Source organism: Cellulomonas sp. H30R-01 (assembly GCF_010119915.1).
In the GTDB taxonomy this organism is placed as follows: domain Bacteria; phylum Actinomycetota; class Actinomycetes; order Actinomycetales; family Cellulomonadaceae; genus Cellulomonas; species Cellulomonas algicola.
Map to the genome: position 1 here is coordinate 1,928,764 of NZ_CP048210.1, position 16,516 is coordinate 1,945,279.

Below are 16,516 nucleotides of genomic sequence, written 5' to 3' on the forward strand. Positions count from 1 at the left end.
CGTCACACGGCTCGCAGGACCGGCGGCGCCGTCGTCTCGAGGATGCGCTCGAGCACGTCGTCCGCGCGCACACCCGCGAACTCGGCCTCGGTGTCGAGCACGAGCCGGTGCGTGAGCACGGGCTGCGCGAGGTCCTTCACGTCGTCCGGGAGCACGTACTCGCGGCCCGCGGCCGCGGCCCACACCTTGGCGCACCGCACGAGCGCGAGGCCGCCGCGGACGCTCGCGCCGAGGGCCGTCTGCGCGTCGGCGCGGGTGGCCTCCGTGAGGCGTGCGACGAAGTCGAGGACCGCGTCGTCGATGTGCACCGTGCGCGCGAGGTCGGCCATGGTGCCCACCGCCTGCGTCGTGATGCGCGGCGCCAGGTTCGTCGTGCGGTCGCGCGCGCCCGCGAGGATCTCGATCGTCGACGCCCGGTCCGGGTAGCCGAGCGACGTCTTGATCAGGAAGCGGTCGAGCTGCGCCTCCGGCAGGCGGTACGTGCCGGCCTGCTCGATCGGGTTCTGCGTCGCGATGACCATGAACGGCCGGCCGACCGAGTGGGTCACGCCGTCGACCGTGACCTGCCCCTCCTCCATGACCTCGAGCAGCGCCGCCTGCGTCTTGGGCGAGGCCCGGTTGATCTCGTCCGCGAGCACGACGGACGCGAAGACCGGGCCCTGGTGGAACTCGAACTTGTGCGTGCTCTGGTCGTAGATCGTCACGCCCGTGACGTCCGACGGCAGCAGGTCCGGCGTGAACTGGATGCGGTGGTGCGTGCCCTGCACCGTCGCGGCCAGCGCCTTCGCGAGCGACGTCTTGCCCGTGCCGGGGGCGTCCTCGAGCAGCAGGTGGCCCTCGGCCAGCATCGCCGTGAGCGCGAGGCGGATCGTCCGGTCCTTGCCCAGCAGGGCCTGCCCGACGTTGGACACGAGCGTGTCGAACGTCTCGGCGAACCAGGCGCTCTGCTCGGGGGTCATCGTGTTCTCCTCCAGGGACGTGCGGGGTTCGGGGGTCACGGCACCGTGTAGGTGACGGGGTTCGACGCCGGACCGGCGCCCTTCTCGTTGCGGGCGGTCACGACGACCGTGATGACGGCGCCCGAGCCGGGGTCGCCGAGGTCGCGCATGCGCCGCGTGCGAGTCGTGCCGTTCTCGTCGTCGCAGCCGACCTGGTTGCCGTCGACGGCCCAGCAGACCTGGTACGTCACCGACAGGCCGCCCGAGTCCGGGGCCGACCACGCCGCCGTGAGCCGCGTCGGCGCGTCGGTCGAGTCCGGCGTGAGCGTGACTCCCCCGACCTTGCCCGGCACGGCACCCCACGTGAGCACCGCGCTGCTCTGGCCCGGCGAGCTGGTGAACGTGCGACCGTCGATCGTCGTGTCCGCGACGACCGTGACCGTGACGCGCGTGCCCTGCCAGCGCCAGTTCCAGCCCGAGACGTCGACCGTCTGGCCCGACGCGCCCGTGCCGTCCGCACGCTGGCCCGTGTCGGTCTGCACGCTCCACCGGTAGCGCAGGTTGCCGCCGCCGTTCGCCGCGGCCGCGGACCAGCTGATCTGCAGCGACGTGGGGCGACCGGCGGACGTCGTGGCCACGACGACCGGCTGGGCGACGTTCGGCTGACCGGGCGGCGTCGTCGCGGCGGCGCTCGCCGCCGGGCTCCACCCGCTCGACCCGGCCTGGTTCACCGACCGGACCTGGAACGTGTACGGCTCGTCGCGGCCCTGCAGGCCCTCGGCCACCCACTGCTCGCCCCGCCCGACCGACCGTTCCGTCCCGTCGGGCATGCGGACGACGTACTCGGTGATGGGGGCGCCGTTCCCGTCGGCGCCGGACCACGACAGCCGGATCGCCCCCTGGCCCGCGAGCGACGTCGCCGTCAGGGAGGTCGGTGCCGTCGGCAGCCCGAACGTCGACGCGGTCGTGGTGCCCGCGGCGCCCTGGCCGGCCTTGTTCCGCGCGCGGACGGAGACCTTGTACGGGTACCCCGTGCTGGCCTGCGTGAACGTCCAGCGCGTCTGGCCCGCGGGGACGAGCGCCGTCACACCGTTCGGCCCCTCGACCGTCACCTCGTACTCGGCGACCGGGTCGCCGTTGTCGGCACCGGGGACCCACGTCACGTCGAGCACGCGGCCCGTCTGCGAGTCGGTCGGCAGGGCCTGCACGGTCGGGGCGTCGGGCGCACGCGCCGGGACCATCGGCGACGACCAGGGCGACCACGGGCCGGGCTCGGGTGCGCGGTTGTGCGCCCGGACCTGCACGGTGTAGGCCGTGCCGTTGCGCAGACCGGTGAACGTGTAGCTCGTCGAGCTGGTCGAGACGCTCGCCGGGCCGCTCTGCGGCGACGGCGAGATCTGCAGCGTGTAGCTCGAGATGGCGGACCCGCGCGACGCCGGCGGGGTCCACCGGGCCGTCACGGCGTTGTCGCCGAACTCCAGGGTGGGCGTCGCAGGCGCGTCCGGGACCGCGTCCGGCCGCGCGGGCGCCGACGGCGCGCTCGGGTCCGACCAGCCGACGGCGTTGCGGGCGGCGACGGTGAACGTGTACTCGACATCGTTCGTCAGGTTGTCGAGCGTGCACGTGGTGCTGGTGCACGAGCGCGCGATGCCGCCCGGGCTGGCGACGACGCGGTACTCCTCGATCGGTGCGCCACGGTTGTCCGGGGCGTCCCACGACAGGACCACCGTGCGGTCACGGACCTCGCCGACGCGCGGCGCGATCGGGACCGCCGGACGGCCGCGCACGACGAGGACCACGCGGCCCTCCACCTCGCGGTCCGGGTCGCCGGTCGCGTCCCGCACACGCACGACGGCGACCATCTGACCGATGAACCCCTGGGCCGGTCGCAGCGACACCGTCCCGTCGCCGACGGCGACCGTGCCCTGGCCCGACTCGACGCGCGCACCGACGACCGTCAGCGGCTCGCCCGGGAACGGGTTGTACGCGCCCTCCAGGACGTCGACGCGTCGCTCCTTGCCCTCCTCGCCGTCGGTGAACGTGCGGTCGACGACGGCGACGAGCGGACGCTTGCTCGCGACGACGCGCACGTCGACGGCCTGGTCGAGCGAGCCCGACCGTCCGTACCCGATGCGGATCGGCAGCTGCGCCGTCTTGCCCTTCGGCGTGTCACGAGCAGCGGCGACGTAGAGGATGCCGCCCTCGACGGTCGCGGTGAACCCGACCGGGCTCGCCCCGGTGAGCTGGTAGCTGTACTTCTCGGCGGTGCCCGACTGCCCGGCCGGCCCGGTCGTGAACGCGCGGAGGTCGACGACGGAGGCCGCCTCGCCGGGCGCGACGTCGATCATCGACGGCGTGAACGTCGGCGGGTGGTCGTCGACGGCGTAGACGTCGATCAGGAGCGTGATGGGCGCGGTGTGCGCCGACGAGTCGCCCGCACCCGTCGCGTCGGTGACGACGAGCGTGATCGACGCGGGACCGGCGTACCCGGGCGCGGACCGGAACTGCAGCGTCGTGTCGTCCTTCACGAGCCCGCTGCCGTCGGACTTGGTCGCGGTGACCCCGAGCGGGTCCGCGACCTGCGCGGTGCGGCCGGGGGCGACCTTGATCTGCTCGTCGAGCGAGATCTCGAGCAGCTCGCCCGTCGCGACCCGCAGGTCGGGAGCGCCGCGGCGCAGCGTCGGCGGGAAGAAGCCGAGCGCCGGCACCGTGATGAACGCCCACGACGCGGCCTCGCCGGTCGGGTCGGTCGTGTTCGTCAGCCGGTAGGGCAGCGTCTGCGCGTGGTCGACGAGCGTGATCACGACGCGGCCGTCCGCGGCCACCCGGGCGACGTCGGCGACCGACCGGGGCACCGAGACCTCGAGGTCGCTCAGCGGTCCGCTCGGGTTCTGCGCGAGCGTGAGGACGTTGACGGCGACCTCGGTCAGCTCGAACGTGTCGGCCGGCGGCACGACGACGTCGGCGGCGATCGGTGCCAGCACGGGGGCGTCGCGCGTGACGGTGACCGTGAGCACGGCGGTGTCGCTCCCGCCGCGCGCGTTGGTCGCGGTGTACGAGATCTGGACGATCCCGTCCTGCTCGGGGGCCTGCACGATGAGGCGTCGACCCTCGACCCGCGCGGAGACGTCCGCCGGTGACGTCACGAGCTCGTCGGACAGCGTCAGGTCGCCGCCGCTCGAGTCGACGTCGTTGGCGAGCACCCGCACCTCGACCGTGCGGCCCGGGGCGACCGTCACCGCGTCGTCGCGCGCGACGACGGTGGCCGCGGTCGTGGGCCTCTTGGCGATGCCGACCCGGATGTCCGCGACGGCGCGCTGGCCGGTCCAGTCCTCGACCGCGTAGCTGAACGTGACGGTGCCGAGGTCGTCCTGCGCCGCCTCGTAGACCAGGTAGTCGGCGCCGACCTCGACGATCCGGCCGCGCTCGGGCGGCTTGGCGAAGCCGAGGAGCGCGACACCGTCGCCGTCGTCGTCGATCCCGACCAGCGGGACGTCGATGCGGACCGTGTCCCCCGCGAAGACGCGCGCCTCGAGGTCGCGCGGCCGCGGCGGCGCCTTGGTGGCGGCGTCGGACGCGTGCACGCGCACCGTGAGGGTCGCGGCGGTCTCGTTGCCGGTCTCGTCGCGGACCACGAAGGTCGCGCGCGCGGTCATCGGCGTCGACGGCGCCTGGTAGCGCAGCACGTCGCCCGAGACGAACAGCAGCCCCTCGCCGTCGCCGAGAGGCTCGGCCAGGGTCGGCTGGACCGTGAGCCGGTCGCCGTCGGGGTCGTACGCCGTGTCGAGCACCGGGATGGTCACGACGCCCCCGGTGCGCACGGACGCCTCGACGTTGCGCACCACGGGCGGCTGCGACGTCCCGGTCGCGGCGACGGGCCGCACGACGATCTCGCCGACCGCCTCCTCGCCGCCGTTCGAGACGACGTACCGCAACGACACGGGCTCGGTGAGCGTGCGGTCGGCGGTGATCTGGACGTACCGGTGCTCGAGGACCGCGGCGTGCAGGCCGAGGCCGGGCGGGACGTCGACGTCCTGCAGGACGAGCACGCCGCCCGCCGGGTCGGAGTCGTTCTCGAGCGGGTCGATCGTGACCTCGCCGCCCGCCGGCAGGTACGCGACGTCGCGCACCGCGACGGGCGGGCGCGCCTGCTCGGGCCACTCGAGGACGTCGACGCGCGCGAGACCGGTCGCCTGCTGCGGCGCCGCGGTGACGACGAACGGCACGTAGTACGTCTGCGCGCGCGGCGCGGAGAACGTGAACGTGCCGGCCGCGAGGTCCGCCTCGACCGTCGCGCCGACCACCTGGTCGACGGACGCGAGCCGCGGTGCCTCCTGCGACGACGAGCGCACCGCGTCGAGGGGCCGCAGCGTCACGGCCTGCCCGACGTAGGTGACGGCGTGCACGGGGTCGATCTGCGGCGCGAGCGAACCCGCCGGCCGCACGTCGACCTCGAGCGAGCCCTCGACCGTGTGCGTGCCGTCGGAGACCAGCACGGTGACCGGTGTGCGGCCGAGCCGCCCGCCGTCCGCCCGGAACGTGAGCGACCCGTCCTGGCGGAACCGCACCGTCCCGGCCGCCGCGTCGGCGGACGCTCCGACGAGCACGAGGTCGTCGCCGTCGGGGTCGCGGAAGTCCGCGAGCACCTGGTAGTCGGCCTCGCCGCCCGCCTCGACGCGCAGCGAGCCGTTCCGCAGCTGCACGGGCGGGTCGTCGAGCGAGCCGTCGCGCGCGGTCAGCCGCACGCGCGCGGTCGTCGGCGAGCTCGTACCGCGGCCGTCGTCGACCGTGTACGTGAACTCGACCGTGCCGGTCGCGTCGGGCGCGACCGCGACCTGGAGGGACCGGCCGCCGAAGATGGGCTCGACCGTGCCGAACTCGGGAGGCAACGGGTCGACCGTCGAGATGACGAGGATCCCGCAGTCGGACGAGGAGTCGTTGTCGATGACCGGCAGGATCGTCGTCCGGCCGGGGCGCACGCCGAACTCGTCGTCCGCGGCGACGGGCGCCGCCGACGAGTCCGTGCACTCGGTCACGAGCTCCTGCGTGGTCTGCGGGGTCTGCGACTCGTCCTCGGCCTCCTCGGGCTCCTCCTCGGGCACGACGTCCTGCCAGTCCGGCGTGCGCAGGTCGGTGTCCTGCGTCGGCATCCAGACGCGGCCGCGCAGCGTGTCGTTGAGCACGACGATGCCGTGGTTGACGCGGAAGACGAGCACGTCCTGCGCGGACATGTCCTGGAGGTTGCGGACCCGCGGCTTCTTCCCGTCGCACAGCTCCAGGTACGAGCCGACGGGGGTCGCCCACGCGGCGTGCGCGCACGACCCGACCTGCACGGGCCGGGCCGGGCGGCCCTCCCCCGTGGTCGGGTGCTCGACGACGTCACCGCCGTCGAGAGGCACCTCGAGCAGCGCGTCGCGGCTCGCGACCAGCACGCGCGACGACTGCGGCCCCGGCTCCTGCAGCGCGAGGTCCTCACCGTCGAGCTCGACGGTGCCGTGCAGCGTCCGGACGGTGCTGCCCGAGAGCACGACGGGCTCGTCGCCGACCGCCGTCACGGAGTCGATGTCCCCCTCGCCGCGGAGCGTGCCGCCGGGCGTGGTCGTCGGGAGCTGCGACAGGTCGACGCGCGTGACCTCGCCGTCCTCGGCGACGGCGAGCGCGACGCCGCTGCGCGCGACCACGACCGTCCCGCCGTCCCCGACCTCGGCGTCGGCCGGGTCCTGCGGGACGTTGAGCCGGTCGAGCTGGTCGACCGTGCGCACCCAGGCGTCGCCGCCCGCGGCGACCGCGACGGTCCCGGCCGCCATGGAGACGTCGGCGCCGGCGACGGCCACCGCGGTCGTCTGCGTGACGGAGGCCGGGTCCACGACCGAGAAGCCGGTCGGCTCGAGCAGCAGCACGTCGCCGCCGTCCTGCTGGACGTCGAACGTGCTGCCGCTGGTGACGACGCCCGCGTCGAGCTCCTCGACCTGCGCGTTGAACCGGCCGAGCTTGAGCTGGCTCGTGTTGGTGAGCCACACGCCGCCGTCGTTGAGGTCGACGCGCGCGAGCGGGAAGCCCTGGTCGACGAGCGCGAGCACCGCGACGACGGCGGGCAGCGTGACCACGGCCATCGTCTTCGTCGCGCGGCTGCGGACGGTCTGCCAGCTCATGCCGAGCACCCCTGCGCGGGCTGCGCGGACGACGACCTGTCCGCGCGGACGATCGACACCTCGATGCACACCTGGCCGCCGGGCGCCTGCTCGGCGGGCACGGTGACGGTGGGCGCGTCCGTGAGCTGCGGCGTGGGCTCGCCCGTCGCGGTGCGGACGGCCCACAGGTAGCGGTCGCCGTCCGCCGGGTCGGGGTTGACCCACGTGAACACGACGGAACCGTCGGCCTGCGGGGTCGCCCGGATCGAGTGCGGTGCGGGCACGACGCCACCCGTCACCTGGGGCGCGTCGCCCGACAGGTCGTCCTGCGTCGGGGAGGTGCGCGGCGGCGGGTCGCTCGACAGCGTCGCGACCGCGACCGCGGTCACGGTGCCGAGCAGCACGACGGCGGCCGCGACGCCCGCGAGCACACGGGTGCGTCGCGACCCGCCGGGCCGCTGGTCCTCGGTCGCGGCGGCCGGCTCGTCGGGCACGACGAACGCGGACGGGCGCGGGGGTCCGGCGACGGTGTCCTGGGGCACGACGTGGACGCCCCTGAGCCGCGTGGGCTCGTCGGCGTCGGGCGGCCGCGGGACGCCCGGCGTGGTGCGCGCACCGGCGTGCGGGTCCAGCGTGACGACGGAGCGCACGCGGGTCGCGTCCTCGGGCTCCGCGGACGGCACGACCGGGAGCGGCTCGACCGGCTCGTCGCCGTCGTCGGACAGGTCGAGCGGCGTCACCGGGAGGCGGAGGGCCGACTCGACGGCCTGGAGCGCGCGCCCCATCGCGGCGGCCGACGAGAACCGTCGCTCGGGGTCCTTCGCCATCGAGCGCTCGAGCACGTGCTGCAGGCCGACGGGCACGTCGTCGCGCCCGGTCGGCGGCAGCGGCGAGCGCTCGATGCGCGCGACGAGCTGCTGCGCGCTGTTCTGGCCGCCGGGGATCTCGAACGGCGTGCGGCCCGCGAGCAGCGAGTAGACCGTCGCGCCGAGCGAGTACACGTCGGAGCGCTGGTCGCCCGTCGGGTGCTCGCTGAGCAGCTCGGGGGGCGACCACGGGATCGACATGCCGACCGTCGCGCCGGCGCCGTGCCCGGTGGTCGCGGCGATGCCGAAGTCCGTGAGGGCCGGCCAGCCGAAGTCCGTCGTCAGGACGTTCGCGGGCTTGATGTCACGGTGCAGGATGCCCGCGCGGTGCGCCGTCTCGATCGCCGACGCGAGGCGCACGCCGATCCGCAGCGACTCGGCGACCGAGATCCGCTCCTGCCGGTACCGCTCGGCGAGGCCGGGCCGCGAGCAGTACTCCATGACGAGGTACGGGCGGCCGTCGGCCGCGATCGCCGCCTGGTAGATCGTGACGATCGACGGGTGGTGCGACAGCTGGGCCATGAGGTTGGCCTCGGACTGGAACCGCGACCGGACCTCGTCGTCGAGGCTGCCGGCGAGCAGCACCTTGACCGCGACCTCACGTCGCGGGAGCTCCTGCTGGTACAGGAACACGTCCGCGAAACCGCCCAGCCCGAGGACCCTGAGGAACTCGTAGCCGGGCAGTCGCGGTGGGGCGGAGGCTTCGCGGCGTGCGGTCACGACCCCCGCTCCACGGTGAACGTCACCCCGTCGCCCAGGTCGACGACCTCGTCGGTCGCGACGACGCTCGGCTCGCCGGGGTGCAGGCGACGCGCGCCCTCCCCCGGCCGGGAGACGTGCACGCCGTTCGTGGAGTCGAGGTCCGTGACGAGGACGTGGTCGCCCTCGACGCGCACCTCGGCGTGCGTGCGCGAGATGTCCTGCTGCGGGCTCGGCACCGTGACGAGACGCGGCAGCTCGCGGTTGGTGACGCGCGCGACCTGCGGCGCACGCCCGAGCAGCACCGCGCGGTCGAGCGTCACGACCAGGCCGGTCGACAGCACGAGCCTGGCCGGCTCCGCGGCCGCGGGGACCGCGAACGGCCCGGGCACCTCGTCGGCGGCCCAGCTCGGGAGCTGGTCGCGGATCGCGGCGAGGTCCGACGACAGGATCGTCAGGCCGTCGTGGTCGTCCGGCGACGCGGGCGGCACGGCGGGCTGGTCGACGGGACGGACGGGCGACAGGTCCACCAGACCCGGGCGCTGCGCGTGCTGCTCGAGGAACTGCTCGGCGGCCGCGACCACGTCGTAGCGCGGCTCGGTCGGCTGCGGCTCGAGCGAGTACGCCGCCGACGCGGGCGCGCGCACGGTGTGCTCCCACGCGTCGTCGACCGGGGTGCCGGGCTCCTCGACGACGTCCGCGACCTCGGCCTGCGCGGTGTCCTTGGTGAGCGCGACGGGCGACGCCACGGGCTCGTCCTCGACCGCCGGCTCGGGGTCCGGCTCGACCGGCGCCGGCTCGACGGCGGCCGGCTCGTCCGCGACAGGCTCCGCCGCCGCGGCGACCGGCTCGACCACGACCGGCGTCACGGCGACCGGCGGCACGGCGACGGGCTCGACCTCGACGGCCGGCTCGGCGGTGTCCTCGCCGTACGACGGCGTGCGGTCGTCGACCGGCCGCTCGACGTCCACGGCGGTGGCCGGCTGCGGCTCCTCGACCTCGGGCTCGACGACGGGCACGACGACCTCGGCGACGTCCACGCGCACGGTCCCCGCGGGCGCGACGCCCTCGACGAGCGGGAGCACCGGCGCGTCAGGCGCACCGTCCGCGCGCGCGACGAGCACGCCCACGGTCTCGAGCACCTGCTCCGACCACGTGCGGACGGCCCCGGCGCGCAGCACCTGCACGCCGCCGTCGGTCGCGGTCACCTCGACGTCGACGTCACCGCGCACGGCGACGTGCACACGCGTGCCGTCGACGGACGCGACGGCGAACGGCGGCAGCGCGGCCAGCCCGTCGCGCGCGAGCACGTCGAGCACCGCGAGCACCCCCTGCGGCGCGGCGTCCCACAGCGCGCGGGCGACGTCGGCGTCGGCCTGCGGACCGACGAGCGCGACGAACCCCGGCCGGACGACCGCGGTCCACTCGCCGGCGCTGTACTGGGGCACGCTCATGTCGGGGTCTCCTGGTCGCGAGCGGTCGGGGGTGCGGACGAGAGTGTGCCTCCATGGTCCGACGTCCCGGGGGAGGTTGACGAGGGCCGCGCGGGCGAACGTGGCACGGTCGCCCCGTTGAGCATCTCGTCCCACTGGGTCGGGGCGAGGTCGGCGCCGATGCGCGGCACGGTGATGTGGACGTCGTCGAGCGCCCCGGCGGCGGTCGCGACGTCGACGACGACGGCGCTGACGTTGTCCCGCGCGCCGCGCGCGAGCGCGGCCTGGACGAGCTGCGTCGCGACGTCCTGCGGGTCGCCGACCGCGGCGAGGACGGCCGCGAGGTCCTCGTCGTGGAGCTCGCGCGTGAGGCCGTCGGTGCAGATGAGCAGCCGGTCGGTGAGGCCCGCGGGCAGCAGCCAGTAGTCGGGCTCGGGCGGCTCGCCGGTGCCGAGCGCGCGCGTGAGGACGTGCCGCTCGGGGTGCCGCTCGGCGTCGGCGGTGGTGATCTCGCCGAGGTCGATGAGCTCCTGGACGACGGAGTGGTCGACACTCACCTGCTCGAGGACGCCGTCGGACCAGCGGTAGACGCGCGAGTCGCCCACGTTGAAGACGAGCCAGTAGGACCCGCCCTCGTGCTCGGTGACCGCGACCCCCGCGACCGTGGTGCCGCCGCGTCGCCCGCCGGTGAACTCGCCGCGGATGCGCGCGGCGGTGCGCGTGAAGCACGCGTGCACGTCGTCGGCGGTCGCGGCGAGCTGGCCCGCGAGCTGGGCGAACTCCTCGACGGCGATCCGGCTCGCGAGGTCGCCGGCGTCGTGCCCGCCCATCCCGTCGGCGACGAGGAAGACGGGCGGGTACGCGAGCAGCGCGTCCTCGTTGACCTCGCGGACGAGGCCTCGATCGGTCGCCGAGCCCCAGGACGTGCGCACGCAGCCCCCTCCTCGGTCCGGACGACGCCTTGGGGCGCCGCGCATATGGTGCCTCACCAGGGCCGGTCCCACACAAACGAGGACCGACGAGCGGTCAGATGCCGAGCTGGAACACGCCCCAGTAGGCCAGGACGACGAGCAGCACGGCCGAGCCCACGACGACCGCCCACCCCGCCACGACGCGCAGCACGCCACCGGCGACGGGCGCGTGCGCGACGCCGAGCCGGTGCACGCGCCGCGCGAGCAGGACACCGGCGACGACGGCGCCCACGCCCAGCAGGCGCACCACGAGCCATCCGCCCTGCACGACCCAGTCGTTGCGCTCGTAGTCGAGCGCGAGCCGCGCGACCGCGACGAGGTACACCACGAGCGCGACGACCGTGACGACCGTGCCGACACCGAGCACCGTGAGCCGCGACGCGACGCCGGGGCCGAACCGGGCCGGTCGCGCCCCCCCGGGCGCCGGGCTCGCGGCCTCGGTGCCCGGGCGCCGGCGACCCACGCGCGCGCGCACGGCCTCGACAGTGCGCGCTCCCCCGACGGCGAGCGGCGCCAGGACGATGAGCCCGGCGGCGACGGCGACGGTGCCGAGCACGACGTCGCCGTCGCGCAGCCACCACGGCTCGGGCACGGGTGCGGCGACGTAGGTCTGGACGGGCTGCGCGCCGGCGATGCGCGGCTCGCTGCTGCCGGTCGCGGGCAGGCCGAGCACCCAGCCGGACAGGTCGCCGAGGAACACCGGCGACACGTCGCCGTCCACCCGGATCCCGTGGTTCGCGCCCTCGTAGTAGCGGACGGTGACGTCGCCGTTCCCGGCGATCGCGGTGTCGCGGATGATCTGCTCGGCGCCCTGCACCGTGGGCATGGACGCGTCCCCCGTGCCGTAGACGACGAGGACGGGCTGCCGCATCTGCCGCTGGTACGGCGTGACGTCGAAGTCGGCGTACTCGAACCCGCCGCCCGGCAACGACATGCCGACGGCGCGCGGGATCGCGCGGAACACGCCGTGCGGGACGCCCGTGTTGCGCAGGTAGGAGTCGACCGCGAACGCGGCCTGCTCGCGCGGGGGCACGACGGGCGACGACACGAGCACGACGAACGCGATGCGCGGGTCCTGCGCGGCCATCACGGGCGCGATCCACCCGCCCTCGCTCTCGGCGTAGACACCGACGCGGTCGGGGTCGACGTCCGCGTGCCGGCGCAGGACCTCGACGGACGCCTCGTAGTCGGCGGCCATCTGCACGTAGTCGCGGTGCCGCGTGGTGTAGGTGTCGAGCCGCTTGTCGGGGACCATCGCGACGATGCCCGACGCGGCGAGAGCGCGCGCCTGCTCGACGAACGCCCGGCTGAACTTGCCCGTGCCGGCGCCGTGCACGAACACGACGCCGGGCGCGGGCTCGTCGAGGCCGACAGGGACGCTGATCTGCGCCTCGACGGTCGCACCGCCGAGCTGGACCGTGACGGTGCTCGTCGCGACGTCGTAGGTGCGCAGGTCCGGGGCGTCGCCGATCGCGGTGTCCGACGTCTCGACGGCGATCGGGTCGGCCAGCGGCACGGGGTCCCACTGCGGGCCCATGACGGCACCGAGCACGGCGAGCACGACGATCCCGAGCACGGTGCTCGCGACGACGCGGTACTGCGAACCGCCCCGCCGCTCGTGCGGCAGGGTGCGGCGGTCGCGGAACCCGGGTCGGAGCATCAGAAGCCCAGCCGCCCGAGCTGCTTGGGGTCGCGCTGCCAGTCCTTCGCGACCTTGACGTGCAGGTCGAGGAACACGCGGGCGCCGAGCAGCGCCTCGATGCCGCGTCGCGCCTGGCTCCCGACGTCGCGCAGGCGCGCACCGCCCTTGCCGATGACGATGGCCTTCTGGCTGTCGCGCTCGACGAAGAGGTGCACGCGCACGTCGAGCATGGGCGTCGCGTCGGACGACGTCGTCTCGCGCGGGACGATCTCGTCGACGACGACCGCGAGCGAGTGCGGCAGCTCGTCGCGCACGCCCTCGAGCGCGGCCTCGCGGACGAGCTCGGCGACCATGACGTTGTCGGGCTCGTCGGTGAGCTCGCCCTCGGGGTACAGCGCGGGGCCCTCGGACAGGTGCCCGACGAGCACGTCCTCGAGGACCTTCACCTGGTAGCCGGACACCGCCGAGACGGGCACGATGTCCGCCCACTCGCCGAGGTTCTGCACGGCCATCAGGTGCTCCGCGAGCCGGCCCTTGCCGACCGTGTCGGCCTTGGTGACGATCGCGACCACGGGCGTGCCGCGGCCGTCGCGCGCGAGCTCCGCGAGCTGGTCGGCGATGAACCGGTCCCCCGGCCCGACGCGCTGGTCCGCGGGCAGGCAGAAGCCGACGACGTCGACCTCGGTGAGCGTGTCCTTGACGAGGTCGTTGAGCCGCTCGCCGAGCAGCGTGCGCGGCCGGTGCAGGCCCGGGGTGTCGACGAGCACGAGCTGGGCGTCGTCGCGGTGCACGATCCCGCGCACGGCGTGCCTGGTCGTCTGCGGACGGCCCGAGGTGATCGCGACCTTCTGGCCGACGAGCGCGTTGGTCAGCGTGGACTTGCCCGCGTTGGGCCGGCCGACGAAGCAGGCGAATCCTGAGCGGAAGGTCATCGTGCGGCTCCGTGCTGGTCGGTCGGGACGCCCTCGGCGGGCGTGTGCGTCGGGGGGTCGTCGGGGGTGGCGAGGCTGACGAGGACCGTCGAGAGCGTCCGGCGCCTGCCCTGGGCCTCCTCCGCGACGAGGTGCAGCCCGTGGATGTCGCCCGCGGACCCGGGCAGCGGGACCTTGCCGAGCGCCTTCGCGAGGAGCCCGCCGACGGTGTCGACGTCCTCGTCCTCGACGTCCAGGCCGAACAGCTCGCCGACCTCGTCACGGCCGAGACGCGCCGGCACGCGGTAGACGCCGTCGCCGAGGTCCTCGACCTCGGGTGCGGTGGGGTCGTGCTCGTCCGTGAGCTCGCCGACGATCTCCTCGAGCGCGTCCTCGATCGTCACGAGCCCGGCGATGCCGCCGTACTCGTCGACGACCATCGCCATGTGCGACGAGCCGTCCCGCAGCTCGCGCAGCAGCTCGTCGACGGGCTTGGACTCGGGCACGAACACCGCGGGCCGCGCGAGGGAGTCCGCGGGGGCCGCGAGGAGCGCGTCGGCGTCGGGGTCGTCGACCCCGGGGGCGAGCCGCAGGCGTCGGACCACGTCCTTGAGGTACAGCACGCCGCGCAGGTCGTCCACCGACTCGCCGACGACGGGCACGCGCGAGAAGCCGGACCGGCGCAGCAGCCCGAGCACCTTGTGCACGGGGGTGTCGGCGTGCGTGACGACCATGTCGGTGCGCGGCACCATGACCTCGCGCGTGAGCGTGTCGCCGAGCTCGAGCACCGAGCGGAACATCTCCCGCTCCTCGTCCTCGATCGCCTCGGACTCGCTCACGCGCTGCACCATCTCGCGCAGCTCCTCCTCGCCCTGCGCGGGCCCGGCGTACGACGCGGCGCGCCCCAGACCGCCGAACGCGACCGTGATGCCGAGCAGCGGGCGGGACAGCACGGTGAGCGTGCGCACGGGGTGCGACCGGCCGATGCTGCGCGGGCTCACGCGCACGAGCAGGAACGCGACGACGGCGACGAGCCCGACGGTGACGAGCAGGACGGCCCACCACGGCAGCGACCCCGACGACACGACGAGGGTGAGGCAGACCGTCGCGGTCATCTCCGCGAGCAGCCGGACGAACGACGCCGCCGCGACGACGCGGGACGCGTGCTCCTCGAGACGCCTCACACGCGCGGCGGCCGGGTGCTGGTCGGCGACGAGGTCGGTCACCGTGGCGCGCGAGACGCGCGTGACCGCGACCTCACCCGCCGACATCGCCGCCGCGGACGCGATGCCGAGCACCGCGAGCGCGACGAGCAGCCCGACGGGCACGTCGGTCATCGACCGGCCAGGAACGTCAGCAGGAGGCGTCGCTGGAGCGCGAACATCTCCTTCTCCTCCTCCGGCTCGACGTGGTCGTAGCCCAGCAGGTGGAGGATGCCGTGCGTCGTGAGCAGCAGCAGCTCCTCGGCCGTGGAGTGGCCCGCGGTGCGCGCCTGCTGCGCGGCGACCTCGGGGCACAGCACGACGTCGCCCAGCAGGCCGGCGGGCGTCGGCTCGCCCTCGCGGCCGGGGCGCAGCTCGTCCATCGGGAAGGACAGCACGTCGGTCGGGCCGGGCTCGTCCATCCACTTGACGTGCAGGTCGGTCATGACGTCGGTGCCGACGAGCATGATCGACATCTCGGTCTGCGGGTGCACGTGCATCGCGTCGAGCACGAACCGCGCGAGGGCCGCGAACTCGGCCTCGTCGACGTCGAACCCGGACTCGTTGTTGACCTCGATGCTCATCGGGTGCCGTCCCCGTCCCAGCGCGCGTACGCGTCGATGATGTCGCTGACGAGCCGGTGCCGGACCACGTCGGCGGACGACAGCCGGCAGAACGCCACGTCGTCGACCCCGTCGAGGATCTTCTCGACCACGCGCAGCCCGGACGTCGTCGCGGACGGCAGGTCGACCTGCGTGACGTCGCCGGTCACGACGACGCGCGACCCGAACCCGAGGCGCGTCAGGAACATCTTCATCTGCTCGACGGACGTGTTCTGCGCCTCGTCGAGGATGATGAACGAGTCGTTGAGGGTGCGGCCGCGCATGTACGCGAGCGGCGCGACCTCGACCGTGCCGTTCTCCATGAGCCGCGGGATCGACTCGGGATCGACCATGTCGTGCAGCGCGTCGTACAGCGGGCGCAGGTAGGGGTCGATCTTCTCGGACAGCGTGCCGGGCAGGAACCCGAGCCGCTCGCCCGCCTCGACGGCGGGCCGCGTGAGCACGATCCGGTTGACCTGGCGGGCCTGCAGCGCCTGCACGGCCTTCGCCATCGCGAGGTACGTCTTGCCGGTGCCGGCGGGGCCGATGCCGAACGTGACCGTGTGCCGGTCGATCGCGTCGACGTACTCCTTCTGCCCTGCGGTCTTCGGCCGGATGGTGCGGCCGCGCGCGGTGAGGATGTTGAACGTCAGGACGTCGGCGGGGCGGGCCGTGGAGCCCTCGGCGAGCATCGCGACCGAGCGCGAGACGACGTCGGGCGTGAGCGGCGTGCCGGCGGCGGTCATCTCGACGAGCTCGTCGACCAGGCGCGCCACGAGGGCGACGTCGCCCGCGGGACCCGCGAGGGTGACCTCGTTGCCCCGGACGTGCACGTCGACCGTGGTGAAGCCGGACTCGATCGCGCGGAGCACCTCGTCGCGCAGGCCCAGCAGCTCGACCATCGAGACGTCGGCCGGGACGGTGATGCGGTGCTCGACGCGGGCGTGCGCACCGGCCGGGCGGGGATCAGTGTGGGGCTGCGTCATGGGTCGGCGTGCGCCGTGCGCTCCTTCGGTGGCGGTCGCGGGGCGCGTCGGGCGCGTCGCACGCGGTCGGGTGGTCGTCCCAGTCTACCGACGCCGTGCGCGCGTCCGCCGAGCGCGATCCCGCGGGCCCGCCCG

At 74.6% G+C, this 16,516-nt stretch carries 10 protein-coding genes; all 10 read right to left on the reverse strand.

Features of this window, described 5'->3' with window-relative positions:
* Positions 1-2: 2 nt before the first annotated feature.
* The 10 genes from GXP71_RS08625 to GXP71_RS08670 all read right to left on the reverse strand — a co-directional run bounded on the left by GXP71_RS08625 (position 3) and on the right by GXP71_RS08670 (position 16,381).
* On the reverse strand, positions 3-959 hold the full coding sequence (locus GXP71_RS08625) for a MoxR family ATPase (protein WP_162352329.1): 957 nt from the start codon (positions 957-959) through the stop codon (positions 3-5).
* A 35-nt stretch (positions 960-994) separates the two neighbouring features.
* A complete protein-coding gene (locus GXP71_RS08630; RefSeq protein WP_162352330.1) occupies positions 995-7,090 on the reverse strand; it encodes a fibronectin type III domain-containing protein in 6,096 nt (2,031 codons plus the stop codon).
* Positions 7,087-8,655 (reverse strand): serine/threonine-protein kinase, encoded by a 1,569-nt coding sequence (locus tag GXP71_RS08635; protein WP_162352331.1) that lies wholly within the window; start codon positions 8,653-8,655, stop codon positions 7,087-7,089. Before GXP71_RS08635 ends, GXP71_RS08630 begins: the two co-directional genes overlap by 4 nt.
* Positions 8,652-10,088: an FHA domain-containing protein gene (locus GXP71_RS08640; protein WP_162352332.1), complete on the reverse strand. Its 1,437-nt coding sequence runs from the start codon at positions 10,086-10,088 to the stop codon at positions 8,652-8,654. The genes GXP71_RS08635 and GXP71_RS08640 overlap by 4 nt, the downstream gene beginning before the upstream one ends.
* Complete coding sequence (locus GXP71_RS08645) at positions 10,085-10,999, reverse strand: PP2C family serine/threonine-protein phosphatase (protein ID WP_162352333.1); 915 nt, start codon at positions 10,997-10,999, stop codon at positions 10,085-10,087. Before GXP71_RS08645 ends, GXP71_RS08640 begins: the two co-directional genes overlap by 4 nt.
* A gap of 94 nt (positions 11,000-11,093) precedes the next feature.
* Entirely contained in the window at positions 11,094-12,698 is a 1,605-nt protein-coding gene (locus tag GXP71_RS08650; RefSeq protein WP_162352334.1) for a S9 family peptidase, read from the reverse strand.
* A complete protein-coding gene (era, locus tag GXP71_RS08655; protein WP_162352335.1) occupies positions 12,698-13,612 on the reverse strand; it encodes a GTPase Era in 915 nt (304 codons plus the stop codon). The genes GXP71_RS08650 and era overlap by 1 nt, the downstream gene beginning before the upstream one ends.
* Positions 13,609-14,928 carry a hemolysin family protein gene (locus GXP71_RS08660; RefSeq protein WP_162352336.1) on the reverse strand — a complete coding sequence of 440 codons (1,320 nt, stop codon included), beginning with the start codon at positions 14,926-14,928 and terminating at the stop codon, positions 13,609-13,611. The genes era and GXP71_RS08660 overlap by 4 nt, the downstream gene beginning before the upstream one ends.
* Positions 14,925-15,377, reverse strand: coding sequence for an rRNA maturation RNase YbeY (gene ybeY, locus GXP71_RS08665; protein WP_162352337.1), 453 nt, complete (start codon positions 15,375-15,377; stop codon positions 14,925-14,927). The genes GXP71_RS08660 and ybeY overlap by 4 nt, the downstream gene beginning before the upstream one ends.
* Positions 15,374-16,381 carry a PhoH family protein gene (locus GXP71_RS08670; protein WP_162352338.1) on the reverse strand — a complete coding sequence of 336 codons (1,008 nt, stop codon included), beginning with the start codon at positions 16,379-16,381 and terminating at the stop codon, positions 15,374-15,376. Before GXP71_RS08670 ends, ybeY begins: the two co-directional genes overlap by 4 nt.
* Positions 16,382-16,516 lie beyond the last annotated feature (135 nt).